The following is a 20,935-nucleotide window of genomic DNA, read 5'->3' as shown; positions in this document are numbered from 1 at the left end:
CAACTATATCAAATGTACAAAACTATTGTAAACAGGAAGGGGTTTCTATTCAATGAAAATTACAGCTATTCATCTTTACGCAATTCGTTTACCGCTTCGCAATCCGTTTGTTATTAGTTATGGCTCTTATTCTGATATGCCCTCTATTATCGTCAAAATGGAAACAGATGAAGGTATTATCGGTTACGGTGAAGGCGTTGCTGATGATCACGTCACAGGTGAATCATGGGAAAGTACTTTCCATACTTTAAAACATACGCTAACCCCTGCTCTAATCGGGAAAAATCCAATGAATATCGAAAAAATACACGACATAATGGACAATACAATTTACGGTGTTCCAACAGCGAAAGCTGCAATTGATATTGCTTGTTTTGATATAATGGGCAAAAAACTAAATCAACCTGTATATCAATTAATTGGCGGGCGCTATCATGAAGAATTCCCTGTCACTCACGTTTTAAGTATTGCCGATCCTGAAGATATGGCTGAAGAAGCTGCTTCTATGATTCAAAAAGGTTACCAATCTTTCAAAATGAAAGTTGGTACGAATGTAAAAGAAGATGTGAAACGTATTGAAGCTGTACGAGAACGTGTAGGAAATGACATCGCTATTCGCGTTGATGTAAACCAAGGCTGGAAAAATAGCGCAAACACATTAACAGCACTGCGGTCATTAGGACATTTAAACATTGACTGGATTGAACAACCTGTTATCGCGGACGATATTGATGCCATGGCTCATATCCGTTCTAAGACAGACCTCCCGCTTATGATTGATGAAGGACTAAAAAGTTCTCGTGAAATGCGCCAAATTATTAAATTAGAAGCTGCTGATAAAGTGAATATAAAACTAATGAAATGCGGTGGCATATATCCAGCTGTAAAGCTCGCTCATCAAGCTGAAATGGCCGGCATTGAATGCCAAGTGGGATCAATGGTCGAATCATCTGTTGCCTCTTCCGCAGGATTCCATGTCGCTTTCTCAAAGAAAATCATTACGAGCGTAGAGCTAACAGGACCATTAAAATTCACGAAAGACATTGGAAACTTACATTACGATGTACCATTCATTCGCTTAAACGAAAAGCCCGGACTCGGTATTGAAATAAACGAAGATACACTACAAGAACTAACCGTCTTTCAAGACGTTGTACGCTAAAGGAGGACTATCATATGACGGTTCTATACAAAGGAACATTAAAACAAAATAACGAATCATTTCACGTTACATTACTATCACTAGAGCACATCGAACAAATTTTATCACTACAAAACATCGTAGTTGAAGCACTAGAAGATAAAAGTCGTTTACAACCACTCTCACTAGAAGAATTTCAATACATTCTAGAAGGAAACGGCATGATGATCGGTGCTTTTATCGAAAACAAACTCATCGCATTTCGCGCTCTACTCGTCCCTCCTATCGACGATGAACATTTAGGGCTTGATATTGGTTTGCCAGAAAGTGAACTACACCGCGTCATCTATCAAGAAATCTCAAACGTTCATCCGAACTGCCGAGGAAATGGTATGCAAAAAATATTAGCAAAAGTCATTATGGAAGAATTGCAAAAAGAAGACAGCAAATATGATTATGTATGCTGCACCGTTGCTCCTTTTAACATTCCGAGTTTGAAGGATAAATTTGCGCAAGGAATGGAGATTGCTGCGCTGAAGGAAAAGTATGGTGGTAGTCTGCGGTATGTTTTTGTGAAGAAATTGCGCAGAGATAAGGAAAACGATTGGACAGATGTTCAAAGTATTCTAATGAATGATGCTAGTGGACAGCAGGCTTTGCTTTCGGAGGGGTATCGTGGGTATGAGATGGCGAAAGTGGATGGGGATTTTGTTGTGATGTTTGGACGCTAATCTATATACTCGAAAAGAGGAGATGTCTGCTGTGACCTCTCCTTTTACTTTCTCTTCATTGAACATATCGATTGCAACTCCAAATATATCAGCGGTTTTCGAAATATATCGGCGCAACTCCGAATATATCAGCGATTTTCGAAATATATCGGCGCAACTTCAAATATATCAGCGATTTTCGAAATATATCGACTTACCGACAAAGATTGACAATAATTGCAACCTATACAAAGCGCAACATTAAACCGTCATCTTCCAACTAGATAATGCTAACCAATTCTCCATTTCTTTATAATCAGGCATTATCTTCCCGACAAGACGCCAAAAAGATCGATCATGATTTAAATGAACCATATGACACATTTCATGAACAACTACATAGTCAATTACTCTCTGTGGTGCCATCGCTAACTTCCAATTGAATGTTAGCTGTAAATTTGAGTCACAAGTTCCCCACGTGCGGCTACTATCTGTAATACGTATGGAACGTGGTTTTGTCTTAAAGTTACTTTGATGCGCTTTAATACTCTTCTCTACTAAAGTTTTACACTGCTTATAATAAAATCGTTTTAAAGCTTGTTGTATTTTCTCATCCTTAAGCTCTTTCACATAAATATGTAACTTATCCCCTTCAAATACTGCGTTGTCTTGCTCAATGCTTGCATCTTGGGAAATCTGTATCGGATACGTATTCCCTAAATACAAAAAGCCCTCTCCTTGATCATAATCCTTTTCCTGTGGTCCATGCGCTCGTTCCGCCATTTCCTTACGAGTTGTCTGAATCCAATCCCACTTCTCCTCTAGCAACTGGACTAAGTATTCAACAGGTGTCCCTTTCGGAGCCTGCGCTTCCACATTTCCATACGAATCCACAAAAAGACGCACGGACTTTTTCTTCTTATAAGTTATATGAAAATTAATTGTCTCACCTAAATATGTATGTACCATTTCATCACCTAGCGTATTATTTTACAAATAAAAAAGAGTAGGATACAAACGTCCTACTCTACCTATTATATCATTTACTGCTTTAACGAACTCATTATCCTCTATACTTTACACCTAATCCCTTAATGAAATTCCTTGCGTATCTATCGCCGCACTCTTTGTAATTTTTATGACCTTTTTTTCTTAATAGAGCGCCTAACTCTCCTTTTGTTACCGTAACGCCTACGCTATCTAATATATCAAGTACATCCTCACTCGTTAAAGATAGTGCGATTTTCATTTTCTTTAGAAGAAGGTTATTAGCACTCTCCTTGCTTTGTACAGGTGCCGGTTGTCCTGGTTTCGGATCTTGCTTCCCTCTTTTTAAAGTAATAAATCCATTGAAAAATGCCTCTAACATCATCATATCGCATGTTTTTACGTACTCATCTTCAGCTACCTCATCATTTTCAGCTTCATGCTGAGGAGCTCTCTTTATTTTTGTAAGCATATCAACTACGTCTTCTTTCGTTACTTCCATCCCGCCAAGTTTAAAGATTTCCACCATATCTATATCTCTTATATCTAAAGCGTATCGTACTCTTTTTAATATATCGTTGTTGCTCATTGCCATTGGGTTTCCCTCCTGAAATGTTGATTATTTATTCAGCGGTTAAAGTTTATGCTATAACCTGCTTTAAATTATCATGTTTAATCTAGCCTTTTAGTTATTGTCCACTAAATTAATACTTTAACATTTTAAAGATATGTTTTATAGTCTTACCCGAACTTTTCTCTATCATTGTATCTACAGAGCTCTTACATGTTTTTTATATGCCTATAAAAAGATTTCTCTCTTAACATTAACTAAAAGAAAAAAACAGTGTTTTGATTTCTCAAATACACTGTTCTTTTCCAGCTCTGCACTTATTTTCAACTCACTCATGTCATGCACTACATATGAAATGATTTAAGTGCTTAAAAGTTAAACCGTCTCACTATCCTGAGCCTCACCAACACTATCCTCAAACTTATCCAACAAAGCACGCACCTCATCGGTCGATTTCGTACTCATCAATTGATTTCTCAATTCCGCAGCTCCTGGGAAGCCCTTCACATAAATTTTGAAGAAGCGGTGAAGTCCTGTGATTGAGCGTGGCAGTACTTCTGCATATTGATCTTGAAGATCAAGTTGTAGTCTTAAAAGATCTAGATGTTCTTTACTGCTATGCTCTCTTGGCTCTTTTTCAAAAGCAAATGGATTTTTGAAGATGCCTCGTCCGATCATTACGCCATCAATGCCGTATTTTTCAGCAAGTTCCAGCCCCATTTTACGATCAAGGATGTCTCCATTGATTGTTATTAACGTATTTGGTGCAATACGGTCACGTAATTTTTTTATTTCCGGAATTAGTTCCCAGTGCGCATCTACTTGGCTCATTTCTTCTCTTGTGCGTAAATGAATAGAAAGGTTTGCAATATCTTGTTTGAAAATGTGCGTTAACCAATCTTCCCACTCGCTTAACTCTTTAAAGCCAAGTCTTGTTTTTACGCTGACAGGTAGTCCGCCCGCTTTTGCTGCTTGGATAAGTTCTGCTGCAACGTCTGGACGTAGAATAAGGCCACTACCTTTTCCTCTTGATGCAACGTTCGGAACTGGGCAACCCATGTTAATATCGATACCTTTAAATCCTAGCTCTGCCATACCGATACTCATTTGACGGAAGTATTCAGGATTATCTCCCCAAATATGTGCTACCATCGGTTGTTCATCTTCTGTAAAAATCAAACGGCCACGTACACTTTTCATACCTTCTGGATGGCAATAGCTATCCGAGTTTGTAAACTCTGTGAAGAATACGTCCGGACGACCTGCTTCACTTACTACGTGACGGAAAACAACGTCTGTCACATCTTCCATTGGTGCAAGTACGAAAAATGGTCGTGGTAATTCACGCCAAAAATTATCTATCATTTCAAATTCAAATCCTCTCACTATGAATACAATTTCAAAATCTAAATTTATAATTTGTGAAAATCAGCAATATTTATTTTAACTAAAATCGCTTATGAATGGTATTTTTGTAAACCAAAAAGCAGGTGGTATAAATTTTTTCTATATCAACTGCTTTCCTATTATACTAACTTAAGCCAAGCCACACACTCCACATGAGTCGTATGCGGGAACATATCAACAGGTTGTACTTCCTGTGTTTTATATCCGCCTTCTTCTAGTACTTTTAAATCACGTGCTAATGTTGCTGGGTTACATGATACGTACACGACACGGTTTGGCTTCATGTCGATGATTGTGTTTAGTAATGCTTCGTCACAGCCTTTACGCGGTGGGTCTACGACCATTGTGTCAGCAATTACGCCTTCTTTGTACCATTTTGGAATGACTACTTCTGCCTCTCCTACGCCAAATTCAGCGTTTGTCATGTTGTTTAGTGCTGCATTTCGGTTTGCGTCTTCAATTGCTTCTGGGACGATTTCAACGCCGTACACTTTTTTCGCTTTTTGCGCTAGGAATAACGAGATTGATCCGATTCCGCAATAGGCATCAATTACTGTTTCGTTACCGTTTAATTTTGCGTATTCTAACGTTTTATCGTATAGCACTTTCGTTTGTTCTGGGTTTACTTGATAGAATGAACGTGCTGAAATCGCAAATTTAATGTCACCGATAAAGTCATAAATATATTCTGATCCGTACAGTACTGTCGTTTTATCTCCGAAGATTACATTCGTACGCTTCGTATTTACGTTTTGAACAATGGATTTTACTTCTGGGAATTTCGCTGCAATTTCTTCAATGATTGCGTTTTTGTTCGGCAATTCTGCTGTACGTGTAATGAAAACAAGCATAATTTCCCCTGTTACTTGTCCGTAACGAGCCATTACGTGACGAAGTGTTCCTTTGTTACGCTCTTCGTTGTACGCAGTGATACCGTGCTTTTCACAAATACGTTTTACTTCTTGAATTAATGTATCGTTTTCTTCTGCCTGAATTAAGCATGATTCCATATTAATGATGTCATGCGTTCCTTGGCGATAGAAACCAGCTACAAGTCCGCCTTCACGTTCTCCGATTGGTACTTGTGCTTTATTGCGATATACCCACGGATTTTCCATGCCAAGTACAGGATGAACAGGAACATCACCTAGTCCTCCGATACGTTGCATAACGTCACGTACTTGTTTTTCTTTCGCTTGTAATTGTCCTTCATAAGTTAAGTGCTGAAGCTGACAACCGCCGCACTGATTATATACTGGACATTCAGCATCTTTACGATATGGACTTTCTGTATGAAGCTTCATTAAACGACCAAATGCGAAGTTTTTCTTCACTTTAATAATTTTAATTTGCGCTTCTTCACCTGGTAATCCGTTTTTAACGAAAATAGGATAGCCCTTTACTTTCGCAACACCGGCACCATCATGTGTTAAATCTTCAAATACTACATCTATAAACTCGTTTTTCTCAACTGGTGGCGTCATTTTAGTACTCATTTTCCGACCTCTCTTTTTCATAACACTGCGTTACATTTTATCATACTTATATGGTCTTTTTCTATTGGAAGAAAAAAAGCTATTGACGATAGTTCTCTGTTAATGTTACGCTACTACTAATTTAATACGGACGATGTTACCTCATATATACTTGATAATATGGATCGAGAGTTTCTACCCGGCAACCTTAAATTGCTGGACTATGGGGAAAACTAATGAATATTAGCCTATGCGCAAAAAAGGACTCATATTGATTAGCTTTCTCTCATAGATGAAAGTGAATCCATATGGGTCTTTTTTTATTTTTATTTTTCTAAAAGGTCAGACATCTTACGTATGACATAAAACCTCATTCCTTTATTTTTAGTAATATAACGAGCGTTTTATGTACAAACTTTATACGAACTTCTGAAAGGGGCAACTACATGCAATATGTAATGAGCATTATCGGTATTCTTGCCGTGTTAGGTTTATGTTTTGCTTTGTCAAACAACAAAAGTAAAATCAACTTCCGTGCAATTGCAATTATGATTGGTTTCCAAATTTTAATCGGTTGGTTTATGTTTGCTACAAAGATTGGTCAACAAATCATTATTTTCATTAGTAAGGTTTTCAACAAACTAATTAAACTTGGTACGACAGGTGTCGATTTTCTCTTTAATGGAATTCAAAGAGATTTTGTCTTTTTCTTAAACGTATTATTAATTATCGTATTTTTCTCAGCACTACTTTCAATCTTTAGTTATTTAGGTGTTTTACCATTCATCGTTCGCGTTGTCGGCGGTGCAATTTCAAAAATTACTGGTTTACCACGCGTTGAGTCATTCCATGCAGTAAACTCTGTATTCTTCGGTTCAAGTGAAGCGTTAATCGTTATTAAAAACGATTTACAGCATTTCAATAAAAACCGTATGTTTATCATTTGTTGTTCTGCGATGAGCTCCGTTTCTGCTTCTGTTACAGCATCATACGTAATGATGTTAGATGCAAAATACGTACTAGCAGCTCTTCCGCTAAATTTATTCTCAAGCTTAATCGTTTGTTCGTTATTAACACCAGTTGATACGAAGAAAGAAGATGAAGTGATTCAAAAATTTGATAGAACGCTATTCGGGGACAGCTTTATCGGTGCAATGATTAACGGTGCGCTTGATGGTTTAAAAGTAGCTGGTATCGTTGCCGCATTAATGATCGCCTTTATCGGTGTGATGGAAGTTGTAAACTACGTAATTAGTGCAGCTTCAGGCGCAATGGGACATGCTGTTACTTTACAACAAATCTTCGGTTACGTACTTTCTCCATTCGCATTCTTAATGGGTATTCCAACTCAAGATATTATCCCAGCTGGTGGTATTATGGGTACGAAGATTGTTTTAAATGAGTTTGTAGCAATCCTTGATTTAAAAGACACAGCTACAACATTAGCTCCACGTACAGTTGGAATCGTTACAGTATTCTTAATTAGCTTCGCAAGTATTAGCCAAATTGGTGCAATCGTTGGTACAATCCGTGCCCTTTCTGAAAAACAAGGAAGCGTTGTTTCTAAATTTGGTTGGAAAATGCTATTTGCATCAACACTTGCTTCTATTTTATCTGCGACAATCGCTGGATTGTTTATTTAATAAAAAATCACCTTTGCTTAGACAGCAAGGTGATTTTTTTATTATCATCATTTAAGAAACTGAAGAAAACTCTAATGCCTCTTCCTTATTAATAATTTCCCCCTTATATTTACCTTTCACGGAAATATCAATAATTGATTTATTTTCTGCTTCAATTTTCCCTAAAGAAAATATATATATTAAGTCATCTTTTTTTAACATCCATTGTTTTCCGTGCCAAGGACCAGTTAACTTCTGTTCTGGTGACGCTAGTATTTCTCCAAAATATTCACATTCGCCTAGAGATGTTTTTACTGTATTCTTCTTCGTATCAATAACTACATATTTAAGGAGCTTTATACTTTCACTTGAAAAAATCTCTACTTCATGATCATTTTTTTTCTTAAATTTCAGCTTTCCATCTTTTGTATTAACCAATTTACTTTGATCAATTGCATTTAGTACAAACTCATACTCTTCTTTTGTAACACCGAAATTAGGATGATATGGAAAACTTTTTTTCTCTGCATGTTCTTCTACATATTTTAAATACCATTCCATATTACTTGCTAGATGCTCTCTCATTCTTTGACCAATACTCCCTACCTTTTTAAGAGTATCTGGTTCCATCTCAAGTGTCATAATATCCGCCGTCACTTCCGCATTCATAAGATGCGATGGAATATACTCTTCCACGCTATTCGCTTTACTCACTTCACTTTGACAACCAACTATAAATAGCGATATGAAAAAGATATATATTATTTTTTTATATTTCATTTCTATTCTCCACTCCATACATTATTCTTACTTAGTTTTATAGCGGTTTTCATTATAGTATAAAATCTTTATATTTTAATAAAATACATATCCTTATGCAAAATTGCATATTAATATGTATTCTTCTTACTTTAAAATTAGCTTAAATAACTTTCCAAATTATACAAATAACAAGTTTAAAATGTTATAATTTTCAAAAAAACCATTGGAGGATATTATGAAAGCTCACGCAATTTTCGATTTCTTACATTTACTAGTCTTAACGCTGAAAAGCTATTATGTATGGGGAATGCCTATCTATGTCTTCATTATTCCTCTTATCTTTGTAGTCGGTTATATTATTATTAATTCTAATAAGAAACAAAAAAATACATCTATTCAAAGTCACTAATCTATTACATTAATAACCTCCTAAAAATCATATTCCCCTCATTTTCTTCAAATGATATGATGAACAAGGGTATATCCCCACCACTCTTATAGCGGTGGGGATTTTAATGTAAATATGCAACATACTACACAATAGAAGGTGATTTTCATGAGAAAATACGCAGCAATTGCTTTATGTACGTCTGCCATTCTAGCAGGCTGTAATACTAACAATGTAAGTCCAGAACCTAAAAAAGAGAAAACGGCTCAAGGGATTAAGAAACAAGAAGAGACTGTGCAAGAACAAGGTAAAATCTCATATAATTCAGTTACACACGAATCTACAAACACAAGTATTCATATTACAGACATAAAAGATTCTTTAAATGAAGTACAATATAAAATTTGGCGCACAGCTGATGGCAAGGAAAGTGCTAAATCTTTTTCTTCTAAAGAAAAAGAGAAACAATTCACACTTCCTTTTGATATAAAGGAATTTGAAGGAAAACGCGGTGAGTTCCAAATTGAAGCAACAGGAATGAAAGAAGATGGGAAAACAATCCCGCTTACGAAATCTACTATTACTTTCGAACAAAAGGTTCCTGTTCTTATGTATCACGCAATTGATGATTATCATGGTCAAGGCATTAAAGACTTATTCGTATCACCAGCTAACTTTGAAGCACAAATGAAACATTTAAAGGACAATGGTTATACGCTTTTAACGTTTGAACGCTGGGGCGATATAAATAAAGTAAATAAACCGATTTTCGTTACATTTGATGACGGTATGAAAAATAATATGAATGCATTTCGCATTTTACAAAAGCTAAAAGATGATACTTTTAAACCGGCAGCAACAGAATATATGATTGTTGATAACGTTGATATAGAAGGAGCATTGTCTACTTCTGAAATAAAAGAAATGGTTGATTCCGGCATTTTCTCGGTGCAATCTCATACTGCAACACATGCAGACTTACCGAAAATTACAAACTATGAGGAAGAGTTAAAAGGTTCAAAAGAAAAGCTAGAAAAAATAACAGGTAAGCCTGTTATCGCGATTGCTTATCCATTCGGTCATGTAGATGATAAGGTTGTTGCAGAAACGAAGAAGTATTATCAATTTGCGACGACGACAAAGCCTGGGCAATTCATTACGAAGGGTGAACCTGATGAATTGTTAAAGATGAAGCGCGTTCGTATACACCATACAACGACTGTAGAGCAGTTTGCTTCTTCAATTAAGTAAATATAAGGGCTCAATACATTTTGAGCTCTCTTTTTACTTTATATTTATATATATTTTTAGAATTTTCTTGTATTATATATAGTAAGAAATCTTTCAAATTAAAGGAGATTATACATATGTCATTTGAACAAACGTTAGAGAAATATGCTGCTCTTGCAGTTAATGTTGGTGTTAATATTCAACCTGGACAAACTTTATCAATTAGTGCACCTCTTGAAGCTGTACAATTTGTACGCCTCGTTACAGAAAAAGCATATAAATCTGGTGCAAAACACGTATATGTAGATTGGAATGATGAGACGTTAACACGCTTAAAATTCGATCTAGCTCCTGAAGAAGCTTTCGCTGAATTTCCATCTTGGAAAGCACATGCTCGTGAAGAATTAGCAAAAGAAGGCGCTGCATTTATGTCTATCTATGCAGAAAACCCTGATTTATTAAAAGGTGTAGAACCATCGCGTATCGCAACAGCTCATAAAGTAGCTGGAGAAGCAATGAAAGTATACCGTGATTACGTACAAGCAGATAAAGTAAGCTGGTGTGTCATTTCTGTTCCTACGAAAGAATGGGCTGCGAAAGTATTCCCTGACGTAGCGCCAGAAGAACAAGAAGCCAAGTTATGGGATGCTATTTTCAAAGCTACTCGTGCTGATTTAGAAAATCCTGTAGAAGCATGGAAAGAACATGATGAAACATTACATACAAAAGTGGATTACTTAAACGAAAAGCATTATAAAGCTCTTCACTATACAGGTCCTGGAACAGATTTAACAATCGAACTTCCAGAAAAACATGTATGGGCTGGTGCTGGTAGCTTAAATGAAAAGAACGTACCATTTATGGCTAATATTCCAACTGAAGAAGTATTTACAATGCCACTTAAAACAGGTGTAAACGGCCAAGTTTCTAGTACAAAACCGTTAGTATTTGCAGGTAATATTATCGATAATTTCACGTTAACATTTGAAAACGGACGTATCGTAGACTATAAAGCTGAAGCTGGTGAAGAAGCTTTAAAACATTTAGTAGAAACAGATGAAGGTTCTCACTTCTTAGGGGAAGTAGCTTTAGTACCTCATGACTCACCAATTTCAAACACAAATGTTTTATTCTACAATACACTATTTGACGAAAATGCATCTTGCCACCTTGCGATTGGAAATGCTTACGCATTTAACTTAGTTGGCGGAAAAACAATGTCTAAAGAAGAACTTGCTGAAAACGGCGCAAACGCTAGTATTACACACAACGACTTCATGATTGGATCAGCTGAGCTTGATATTGACGGTATTACTGCTGATGGCAGACATGAGCCTATCTTCCGTAAAGGTAACTGGGCGTTTTAAATTTATTACCATAAAGGAACACATTGGATAATCCAATGTGTTTCTTTATTTATTTGGTTTCAATTCAAATTTTATTGTTCTATTTTCACGCGTAAACTCTGGTCTATACGTAGCGATATACGTATTTTCTTTCGCTACGTCAAATAGCATGATATCTTGAATTTTTTCTTCTGGTGCTAACTTTTTACTAATAAAGCTATCAGGGTTATTATATTCTTTAAATCTTGTACCTTTCTTATCGGTAATCTCAAATTCATAAAATGCAAAAGGTATTTCCTTTTTACTATTATTTTCCACTTTGAAAATAATCCCCAAAATCTCCTCTTTCTTTTTATCCTCATCATAATCCGGATATCCTAATTTAACTGAATCGATAGTTACTTGCAAACCATCTACGTCTACTGTCTCCCCTATTTTATACACTTTATCTTGAACATCTTCTTGTTTACTTTCATTACTATCTTTAGTCTCAGTGCAAGCACTTAAACTAAAAGCTATGCCAAAAATTAAAACAATTTGACTTACCTTTTCTAACATACTCTTTCCTCCACATAAGACAAAATTTCATATATATCATAACAAAACGCTTTACTCTTTCTTGTCATATTTTGTCGTATTAATTGCTAACTGCACAAATAGAAAAAAGCTATCTTCTACAAAAGATAGCTTTCATGATGCCGATGAAACCTTAAGCCCAATGACACCCAAAACAATAAAAAGAATACAAAATGCTTGAAATAAACTAATATGCTCTTTAAAAAAGTACACACTAATGATTGTAATAAGTAATGTTCCAACGCCAGACCAAATAGCATAAGCAATACTTAAATGAATCTTTTTAACGACGATGGCGAACACGCTGAAACAAATTCCATAAAACACGAAAATCAGTACACTTGGAACGAGCTTTGTTAAACCATTTGATAGTTTCATCGCAATTGTTCCAGCTACTTCAAAAATAATTGTAACAAGTAATAATAGCCAATATACCATACTAGAATCTCCTTCTCTGTTACCTTATAGAGATTCTAGTATACTACTTATAGTCCCAATGAAATATATTTAATTTCTAAATATTCCTCGATGCCGAAATGGCCTCCTTCACGACCGATACCACTTTCTTTAAAGCCACCGAATGGTGCTTGTGCAACTGATGGAAGACCGTCGTTTAGACCGATAATACCGTACTCTAACGCTTCACTAATTTGGAATGCTTGGCTAATGTCTTTCGTGAAAATATACGCAGCTAAACCGTATGGTGTATTATTTGCACGTTCGATTACTTCATCAACTGTTTTAAATTTCGCAACTGGTGCCACTGGCCCAAATGTTTCTTCATTCATACAAAGCATCGTATCATTTGCCAATCCAATTACAGTCGGTTGAATGAAATGTCCCTCTAACTCTGCGACCTTTTGACCACCATATAAAACTGTTCCACCTTTTTGAATAGCATCTTCAATATGTTCTTGTACTTTTGAAACTGCATTCTCATCAATAAGTGGTCCGACAGTCGTTCCGTCACCGAAACCGTCTCCTACTTTCAACTGCCCTACTGCCTTTTGGAACTTCTCTACAAATACTTCGTATACTTCTTCTTGAACGAATACTCGGTTTGTACATATACACGTTTGTCCTGCGTTACGGAATTTCGAACCAATCACCGCTTCTACTGCTTTATCTAAATCCGCATCATTCATTACGATAAACGGAGCGTGGCCACCTAACTCAAGCGAAACTTTTTTCATCGTTTGTGCAGCACTAGCCATTAACTCTTTCCCGATTTCCGTTGACCCTGTAAAGGATACTTTTCGAACGCGACTATCTTCCATCCATGTATCAGCAATTGCTTTTGCACTACCTGTTACGATATTGATTACGCCCTTTGGAATATCTGCTTCATGGGCTAATTCCGCTAATTTCAATGCAGTTAGCGGCGTTTGACTTGCCGGTTTCACAACGGCTGTACAGCCTGCTGCAAGCGCTGGGGCTACCTTTCTCGTAATCATAGCAGCTGGGAAGTTCCAAGGTGTAATAGCTGCCATAACGCCAACTGGTTGCTTCATAACTAAAATGCGCTTATTCGGATGAGAAGCAGGAATCATTTCACCATATACACGTTTCCCTTCTTCTGCATACCATTCAACAAAACTATTTGCATAATTTACTTCACCAAGCGCTTCTGCAAACGGCTTTCCTTGTTCCTTCGTCATAAGCGCTGCGATCTCTTCTTTATTTTTATCAATAAGCATGAACCACTTTTTTAACTTCGTTGCACGATCTGCTGCCGTTAACTTAGACCACGTTTTAAAAGCTTCATGTGCAGCATCAACAGCTTGCTTTGCCTCTGTTACTCCGCCTTTTGGTACAGTTGCAAATATTTCCTTCGTCGCAGGATTATTTACTTCAATTTGTTCTTGTAGTGTAATCCACTCACCATTTATATACATCGCCTTTTTATCTATACTTACGAAAGTCGCCTTTTTATCCAATGTTTTCTTCCTCCTCTATGAACTTCTTAATTTTCCTAGTAGCAGCAGATTGACTAATTTGCAAAAACTCAGCTACTTTATAACTTGATCCATACGTTTTATACGCTTTAAGAATAATATTTCTCTCTACCTCTTCCAGCATTTTATAAAGGCTTTGCCCCGATTGTTCAACTGCTGCCTCTTGCATAGAGAGTGGCAAATCCTCTACCGTTACAACATCATCGACAGTAATAACAATTCTCTCAATTACATTCTCTATTTCTCTATTGTTTCCTTCCCACGGATATCCAACAAACATTTGTAACGTACTCGGCGCTAGTTTCACATCGCGTCCGTATTTTTTATTAAAGTGCTGCAAGTAATGATAAATAAGCGGTAAAATATCTTCTGTTCTTTCCCTAAGCGGGGGAATTGCAATTGGAATGACATTCAGACGATAGTATAAATCTTTCCGAAATGTTCCTTGTTTCACCATCATACTTAAATCTCTATTTGTTGCCGCCACAATTCGAACATCCACTTTTTTTAATTCTCTTCCCCCTATAGGACGAAATGTTTTTTCTTGCAATACTTGCAAAAGCTTTGCTTGAATTTCAATCGGCATTTCACCGATTTCATCTAAAAAAAGAGTTCCTTTATGCGCGGATTCTAATAGTCCTTTTTTCCCTTCACGATTCGCACCTGTAAAAGACCCACCTGAATATCCAAAAAGCTCTGATTCAATTAAATTAGTTGGCAATGCCGCACAATTAATTTCATAGAAACTTTCATGCTTACGGTGACTCACTTCATGTAAATGGCGTACCAATCGACTTTTTCCTACCCCAGTCTCGCCTAAAACGAGAACAGTACTATCCACTACAGATACTTTTTTGATTGTATCGACTATTTTTTGCATAGCTAGACTTTTAAAAATCAGTCCTTCATGCTCATATGTTTCTCTTAATTCTTTTTTATATGTTTTTAGCTGATTATCCATTTCCTCTACCTTTTGACGTAATTGATAGAGTTCAGTAAGGTCGCGAGAATAACTAATCACTCTTCTTAAATTTCCCTCATCATCAAAAACAGGCCTTGTACGAACGTGTAAATACTCTCCTGATTTTGTAGTTTGAACGAGTTCAATTGGCCTCTTTTTTTCAATCACTTCTAATGTCGCTGATGGATAAAAGATTCCATCCTTTTGTAGTTCTTTTACATGCTTACCAACTAACTCTTCGGCAGCTAGTTGGTAGTGCCTTTCACATGTACTATTTACACGCACAACGATCCCTTGCTCATCTGTAACAAAAATTTCGTCAAACGCATATTCAAATACATCTTTTAAATCCATTAACACTCGTTCCTTTTCTGCAACCATCCTAGCCACCCCTAACTTCAAATCCATCGATCCACTTCACTACCTTTATTATAAAGTGAATTTTCTGCATTTAATATAGAGTCAGCTAGAATGTTTGCTATTTATACTTCAGTTTTTAAACACGAGCGATGTTTGTTTGTTCATAACAAGCTTGCAACGATTCTTCAATTATTGTTAATCCTTCTTCAAGTTGCTCATCTGTAATAACTAAAGGCATTAACACACGGATAACATTTCCATATGTTCCTGCTGATAATAACAGTAACCCACGCTTATTTGCTTCTGTACATAGATTAGCTGTTAACGCTTTCTCAGGTACTTTCGTCTTACGATCTTGAACGACCTCAAATGCACACATTGCTCCTAACCCACGCACATCACCGATGCAATGATATTTATTTTTCATCTCTTCGAATCGGTTCATTACGACTTTTCCTAATTCTATCGCTCTATCATTTAATTTCTCATTTTCTATTACATCGAGAACAGCTAATGCAGCCGCACATCCTAGTGGACTTCCTGCATACGTTCCACCAAGTTCACCTGGTGCAGACTCATTCATAATTTCTTTACGTCCAATGACACCACTTATCGGTACACCAGCACCTAATGATTTAGACACTGTAATTAAATCTGGAACGACATCATAGTGATCAATTGCAAAATATTTTCCTGTACGACTAAAGCCTGTTTGTATTTCATCCGCTACAAATAAGATGCCGTTCTCTGAACAAATGCGGCGTACTTCTTGAACAAATTTCTTACTTGGGACGATAAATCCACCTTCCCCTTGAACAGGCTCCATTACAACAGCTGCAATTGTTTCTGGTGCTACTTCCGATACGAAGAAGTTCTTAAACTCTTCAATAATAAAATCATCATACTGCTCTTCCGTTAATCCCTCTGGGCGACGGTATTCGTATGGAAATGGCGCTTTATATACTTCTGGAGCAAAGGGACCAAACCCAAATTTATATGGCTTCACTTTACTTGTCATCGTCATTGTCATTAATGTACGCCCGTGGAAACCTTTAGAAAATGCGATAATACCAGGTCTCTTCGTATATTTACGAGCGATCTTCACCGCGTTCTCAACTGCTTCTGCACCACTATTTAAAAAGAGGACTTGCTTATCGAAACTTCCCGGTGCCAATGCCGCAAGCTTTTCCGCTAATTCAATATATGGCTCATACATCATGACATTAAATCCAGTATGAATGTATTGATCGACTTGTTTATGGAGCGCTTCTTTAACCGTTGGATGACAATGCCCTACGTTAATTGTCCCAATTGCTCCTGCAAAATCAATGTACTGATTACCATCAACATCTGTTACAAGAGCACCATTTGCAGATTGTACAAACGTTGGGATGCCGTTACTTACTCCTTTTGGTACTATATTTTGACGGCGTTCTAATAAAGATGCCGCTTTCGGTCCTGGAATTTGTTCATTTACTTTAGCAAATTTTTTTGTGTTCATTGCGTACCCCATCCTTTTCTTTACATTGTTTTCTCTTTTTATTGCAAAATGTATGCCAACTTTCTTTTCTAGCATTTATCCTATATTCTTTGTATCCAGGCATAAAAAATAAGTCTATAAAGACTCATTAAGAGTCTTTATAGACTTATTTTCCTTACACATTAGACTTTTCTTTCTCCCAGAAAAACTCACCCGATTGAGAAATAAACTCTCCAACAGAATCTAACACTAAATCAGCAAGTGGTTCTAATGTTGGACGATCCCCTGTACCAGAAAGGACTCCAATTGCATAGCAATCACCGCCATTTTTAGCTAAATGTAAATCAGTTGGCGTATCTCCAACAACCGCAACCTCACATGATTCTAAATTAAATTTCTCACAAAACACTTCTATAATCTTTTTATCTGGTTTTTGCGCAGGGAATATATCCGAGGCTATAATATAATCAAAAAAGTTCTCCAACTTATATTGTTTTAAAAATAATTCTGTTGGTGCGAAATCATCTGCCGTGACAACCCCTAATATAAATCCTTTATCTTTTAATGCCTGTAACACTTTCGGTAAGTCCGCTGTCATTTTCATATGCGAACGATGCTCATACATAAGGGAAAATAACTTCTCACTTACCCACTGATGCATCTCTTCTTCTCTAGCAGACTCAATATAATTACAAAGCCCCTTCGCTACATCAAGGCTTGTTCCAGCAGCTATTGCACTCCTCGGATTAACAAATGCTCCCTCTACACCAATCTCTTCTAATAAGGTCTGCCGCATTGTACTTGGTAAATGATATAAACTTATACATTCAGCTACAAGTTCTTCAGCTACTTTTATCCATATTGAATGAAAATCCATTAATGTCCCATCTTTATCAAATAATATCGCCTTTACCTTCTCCATAGCACCCTACCTCTCATTTCTTATCTCTTCCAGTGTATCAATAAAGTATGGATGTAAAATAAAAGAATTGTAAAAATACCATAAAAATCAAACTAACTCCCAATTTACAATTCATTTTAACAAAGTAAAAAGGATGCCTTTACAGGGCATCCTCTTGATGTTCAGGAACAAATAGTTCTAAACAATGATATATATTTTCGAATTCCATCGGTGCATCTCCACCATACTCACCATCTAAATTAATCATTAGTTTATCTGGTGAATGTACTTTAATTCGGTTCGCTTGTGTATATAACACTTTTGGATTATTAATATGTTCACCACGTTGTGCTTGTGTTGCTGCTTTAATTAAATCAGCGATAGAACCTTTTTTCAGTACTAATAGGTCAAATAACCCATCGTTAATAGATGCATACGGTGCTACCTTTTCAAATCCACCTACTGAACGAGTATTCGTAATTAAAAACATCGTAATTTCTTCTTGTAGTAACTTTCCATCATACTCAATTTCAACATATGTCGGATGCAATGATGGTAACATCTCGATACCTTTTAGGTAATAAGCAAGTTGTCCTAATACTGTCTTTAACTTACTCGGTACTTCGTATGTTAATTCTGTAATACGACCGCCACCAGCGATGTTAATAAAATATGTATCGTTCGCTCTACCAAGGTCTAATGGCACTGTTTTTCCTTCGCAAATAATATCTGCTGCCTCTTCAATAGAACGAGGTACACCAATTGCACGTGCAAAGTCATTTGTCGTTCCAACTGGAATAATTCCAAATTTCGGACGGAATTCATGCCCAACTAAACCGTTTACTACTTCATTTAATGTACCGTCGCCACCAGCCGCAATAACAACATCAAACTTACGATCCGCAGCTTGCCTCGCCGCCACAGTAGCGTCTCCAGGACCCGTTGTCGCATGACAAGATGTCTCATAGCCAGCTTGTTCTAATTTTTGTAATACTTCTGGTAAGCTCTTCTTAAATAGCTCACGCCCCGAAGTAGGATTATAAATAATTCTTGCTCGCTTCATCATTTATTAGCACAGGAAATTTCTTTATGTATCGAAAAAGAACATACTGAACTTCTATTCAGTATTCCCATGCCTACCTCCTCTCATCTTGCTATCCTTCTTTTATCCCGCTCAAACAGGCAGTAAGAACCCGATTCGTGTAGTCCATCAAAAGTAAATATTCATTTCAATGGTTTTTTATTTGACTCCAAAATTTATCCCGCTATTTGCGGGCAGTAAATGCCCGATTGGTGAGGGCTAATAATCAATGGTGGATGAACCTCCTACTGATTAAAGTTTCACTTTATTTCTATCCATTCTTCCATAAAAATTTACATATAACGAATAATAACTATCTATTATTTCATGAGATGAAAAAAACCTCTATGTTTAGATTTATCATTATTCCCACCTTTTTGCAACTATCATACCATAGTTGCTATACAAACATTTTTCCACTTTTGACAGTTAATCAAACGTTTGTTTAAACGATTTTGTCTCATTTAAACAAACGTTTGATTAACCTAGAAAAACACCCATGTACGGGTGTTTTTCTGCTTAATCTTTAAAAGTCACTACTATTATCGCTTATTAATCTCTTCAAGTAAGATTTTGTTAACAAGTGGTGGATTTGCTTGTCCTTTTGTAGCTTTCATAATTTGACCAACTAAGAAGCCAATTGCACGGTCTTTACCGTTTTTAAAGTCTTCGATAGATTGCTCATTATTATCAAGAATTTCTGTTACAACTTTACGAAGTGTACCCTCGTCAGAAATTTGAACAAGACCTTTCGCTTTAACGATTTCTTCTGGGTCTCCACCTTTTTCAATTAATTCGTTAAATACTTTCTTCGCGATTTTAGAAGAAATTGTACCTTTTTCAATTAATTGAACCATTTTAGATAAACCAGCAGGCGTTAATGCAACGTCTTTTAATTCTTTTTGTTGTTTGTTTAAGTATGCAAGTACTTCACCCATTAACCAGTTCGATGTTAATTTCGCATCAGCACCGTCTGCAACAGTTGCTTCAAAGAAATCAGACATCTCTTTCGTTAATGTTAACACGTGTGCATCATAAGCTGGTAAGCCTAATTCTGCAACGTAGCGAGCTTTACGTGCATCTGGAAGTTCTGGAATAGAAGCTCGAACTGCTTCTTTCCACTCATCATCGATGTAAAGTTCAACTAAGTCTGGCTCCGGGAAGTAACGGTAATCGTCAGATCCTTCTTTCACACGCATTAAGATTGTTTTCTTTGTTGCTTCATCATAACGACGTGTTTCTTGTTGGATGATACCACCAGATAACAGTTCTTTTTCTTGGCGCACTTGCTCATGCTCAAGACCTTTTTGTACGTAAGTGAATGAGTTTAAGTTTTTCAGTTCCGCTTTTGTACCGAACTTCTCTTGTCCAACTGGACGAAGAGAAATGTTCGCATCACAACGTAAGGAACCTTCTTCCATCTTACAATCAGATACACCAGTGTATTGAATGATTGATTTTAACTTCTCTAAGTATGCATATGCTTCTTCTGGCGTACGCATATCTGGCTCAGATACGATCTCGATTAAAGGCATACCTTGACGGTTGTAGTCTACTAATGAACCATCAGCTGTATGCGTTGATTTACCAGCATCTTCTTCTAAATGAAGACGTGTAATACCGATACGTTTCTTTTTACCGTCTACTTCGATTTCAATCCAACCATTTTCACCAATTGGCTTATCAAATTGAGAGATTTGGTAAGCTTTCGGGTTATCTGGATAGAAATAGTTTTTACGGTCAAACTTCGTTTCCGTTGCGATTTCACAGTTTAATGCCATTGCAGCTTTCATTGCAAAGTTAACTGCTTCTTTATTTAAAGTAGGAAGTACCCCTGGGTATCCTAAGTCAATTACACTTGTTTGTGTATTTGGCTCCGCTCCGAATTCTGTTGGACTCGCAGAGAAAATTTTCGAATTTGTTTTTAACTCAACGTGAACCTCTAAACCAATAATTGTTTCTAAATTCATCTATGCTCGCCT

At 36.6% G+C, this 20,935-nt stretch carries 19 protein-coding genes and 1 riboswitch; of the genes, 6 read left to right on the top strand and 13 right to left on the bottom strand.

Going from position 1 to position 20,935, the window contains the following annotated elements; translation table 11 throughout:
• Nucleotides 1–52: 52 nt before the first annotated feature.
• The gene (locus DN407_RS01950) at nucleotides 53–1,162 is read left to right on the top strand and encodes a mandelate racemase/muconate lactonizing enzyme family protein (protein ID WP_000704486.1); all 1,110 of its coding nucleotides are present in this window, start codon (nucleotides 53–55) and stop codon (nucleotides 1,160–1,162) included.
• A 14-nt stretch (nucleotides 1,163–1,176) separates the two neighbouring features.
• Nucleotides 1,177–1,872, top strand: coding sequence for an N-acetyltransferase (locus DN407_RS01945; protein WP_097842737.1), 696 nt, complete (start codon nucleotides 1,177–1,179; stop codon nucleotides 1,870–1,872).
• 240 nt (nucleotides 1,873–2,112) lie between these two features.
• On the opposite strand, the gene DN407_RS01935 is transcribed toward DN407_RS01945, so the two are convergent.
• From DN407_RS01935 to rlmD, 4 genes are all read right to left on the bottom strand, one after another.
• Complete coding sequence (locus DN407_RS01935; RefSeq protein ID WP_149215961.1) at nucleotides 2,113–2,820, bottom strand: M48 family metallopeptidase; 708 nt, start codon at nucleotides 2,818–2,820, stop codon at nucleotides 2,113–2,115.
• A 94-nt stretch (nucleotides 2,821–2,914) separates the two neighbouring features.
• The gene (locus DN407_RS01930; RefSeq protein WP_001251728.1) at nucleotides 2,915–3,433 is read right to left on the bottom strand and encodes a YehS family protein; all 519 of its coding nucleotides are present in this window, start codon (nucleotides 3,431–3,433) and stop codon (nucleotides 2,915–2,917) included.
• A 351-nt stretch (nucleotides 3,434–3,784) separates the two neighbouring features.
• On the bottom strand, nucleotides 3,785–4,774 hold the full coding sequence (locus DN407_RS01925) for a tRNA dihydrouridine synthase (protein WP_000566706.1): 990 nt from the start codon (nucleotides 4,772–4,774) through the stop codon (nucleotides 3,785–3,787).
• A gap of 161 nt (nucleotides 4,775–4,935) precedes the next feature.
• Nucleotides 4,936–6,312 carry a 23S rRNA (uracil(1939)-C(5))-methyltransferase RlmD gene (gene rlmD / locus DN407_RS01920; RefSeq protein ID WP_097796303.1) on the bottom strand — a complete coding sequence of 459 codons (1,377 nt, stop codon included), beginning with the start codon at nucleotides 6,310–6,312 and terminating at the stop codon, nucleotides 4,936–4,938.
• Between the two features lie 121 nt (nucleotides 6,313–6,433).
• Nucleotides 6,434–6,535, top strand: a riboswitch (purine riboswitch).
• A gap of 202 nt (nucleotides 6,536–6,737) precedes the next feature.
• On the opposite strand from rlmD, the gene DN407_RS01915 reads away from it, so the two are divergent.
• A complete protein-coding gene (locus tag DN407_RS01915; RefSeq protein WP_069604852.1) occupies nucleotides 6,738–7,934 on the top strand; it encodes a NupC/NupG family nucleoside CNT transporter in 1,197 nt (398 codons plus the stop codon).
• 51 nt (nucleotides 7,935–7,985) lie between these two features.
• Here the strand turns inward: DN407_RS01915 and DN407_RS01910 are convergent, their stop codons facing one another.
• Complete coding sequence (locus DN407_RS01910; RefSeq protein ID WP_000875608.1) at nucleotides 7,986–8,693, bottom strand: hypothetical protein; 708 nt, start codon at nucleotides 8,691–8,693, stop codon at nucleotides 7,986–7,988.
• A gap of 217 nt (nucleotides 8,694–8,910) precedes the next feature.
• Between DN407_RS01910 and DN407_RS31475 the strand changes: the two genes are divergently transcribed.
• The 3 genes from DN407_RS31475 to DN407_RS01900 all read left to right on the top strand — a co-directional run bounded on the left by DN407_RS31475 (nucleotide 8,911) and on the right by DN407_RS01900 (nucleotide 11,660).
• Nucleotides 8,911–9,084, top strand: a complete 174-nt coding sequence (locus DN407_RS31475) for a hypothetical protein (RefSeq protein WP_000643592.1) — start codon at nucleotides 8,911–8,913, stop codon at nucleotides 9,082–9,084.
• 147 nt (nucleotides 9,085–9,231) lie between these two features.
• Nucleotides 9,232–10,314 carry a polysaccharide deacetylase family protein gene (locus DN407_RS01905; protein WP_001233711.1) on the top strand — a complete coding sequence of 361 codons (1,083 nt, stop codon included), beginning with the start codon at nucleotides 9,232–9,234 and terminating at the stop codon, nucleotides 10,312–10,314.
• A gap of 116 nt (nucleotides 10,315–10,430) precedes the next feature.
• On the top strand, nucleotides 10,431–11,660 hold the full coding sequence (locus tag DN407_RS01900; RefSeq protein WP_000007357.1) for an aminopeptidase: 1,230 nt from the start codon (nucleotides 10,431–10,433) through the stop codon (nucleotides 11,658–11,660).
• 45 nt (nucleotides 11,661–11,705) lie between these two features.
• On the opposite strand, the gene DN407_RS01895 is transcribed toward DN407_RS01900, so the two are convergent.
• From DN407_RS01895 to gatB, 8 genes are all read right to left on the bottom strand, one after another.
• Nucleotides 11,706–12,197 (bottom strand): DUF4352 domain-containing protein, encoded by a 492-nt coding sequence (locus DN407_RS01895; RefSeq protein ID WP_000891129.1) that lies wholly within the window; start codon nucleotides 12,195–12,197, stop codon nucleotides 11,706–11,708.
• Nucleotides 12,198–12,329: 132 nt separating this feature from the next.
• Nucleotides 12,330–12,653 (bottom strand): DMT family transporter, encoded by a 324-nt coding sequence (locus DN407_RS01890; protein WP_000263262.1) that lies wholly within the window; start codon nucleotides 12,651–12,653, stop codon nucleotides 12,330–12,332.
• Between the two features lie 47 nt (nucleotides 12,654–12,700).
• A complete protein-coding gene (gabD, locus tag DN407_RS01885) occupies nucleotides 12,701–14,152 on the bottom strand; it encodes an NADP-dependent succinate-semialdehyde dehydrogenase (RefSeq protein WP_000358130.1) in 1,452 nt (483 codons plus the stop codon).
• On the bottom strand, nucleotides 14,145–15,512 hold the full coding sequence (locus tag DN407_RS01880; protein WP_084065569.1) for a sigma-54 interaction domain-containing protein: 1,368 nt from the start codon (nucleotides 15,510–15,512) through the stop codon (nucleotides 14,145–14,147). The genes gabD and DN407_RS01880 overlap by 8 nt, the downstream gene beginning before the upstream one ends.
• A 115-nt stretch (nucleotides 15,513–15,627) precedes the next feature.
• Nucleotides 15,628–16,992 carry a 4-aminobutyrate--2-oxoglutarate transaminase gene (gene gabT / locus DN407_RS01875; RefSeq protein WP_179955810.1) on the bottom strand — a complete coding sequence of 455 codons (1,365 nt, stop codon included), beginning with the start codon at nucleotides 16,990–16,992 and terminating at the stop codon, nucleotides 15,628–15,630.
• Nucleotides 16,993–17,146: 154 nt separating this feature from the next.
• Nucleotides 17,147–17,893, bottom strand: a complete 747-nt coding sequence (locus DN407_RS01870; RefSeq protein ID WP_149215959.1) for an HAD family hydrolase — start codon at nucleotides 17,891–17,893, stop codon at nucleotides 17,147–17,149.
• Nucleotides 17,894–18,032: 139 nt separating this feature from the next.
• Nucleotides 18,033–18,938: a diacylglycerol kinase gene (locus tag DN407_RS01865; RefSeq protein WP_000977679.1), complete on the bottom strand. Its 906-nt coding sequence runs from the start codon at nucleotides 18,936–18,938 to the stop codon at nucleotides 18,033–18,035.
• 557 nt (nucleotides 18,939–19,495) lie between these two features.
• Entirely contained in the window at nucleotides 19,496–20,923 is a 1,428-nt protein-coding gene (gene gatB, locus DN407_RS01860; protein ID WP_001047685.1) for an Asp-tRNA(Asn)/Glu-tRNA(Gln) amidotransferase subunit GatB, read from the bottom strand.
• Between the last annotated feature and the right edge of the window lie 12 nt (nucleotides 20,924–20,935).

Origin of the sequence: Bacillus sp. JAS24-2, from assembly GCF_008274905.1 — a bacterium.
GTDB lineage: Bacteria > Bacillota > Bacilli > Bacillales > Bacillaceae_G > Bacillus_A > Bacillus_A cereus.
Note: the sequence above shows the minus strand (reverse complement) of the source record. Positions and strands in the feature narration are given on the sequence as shown.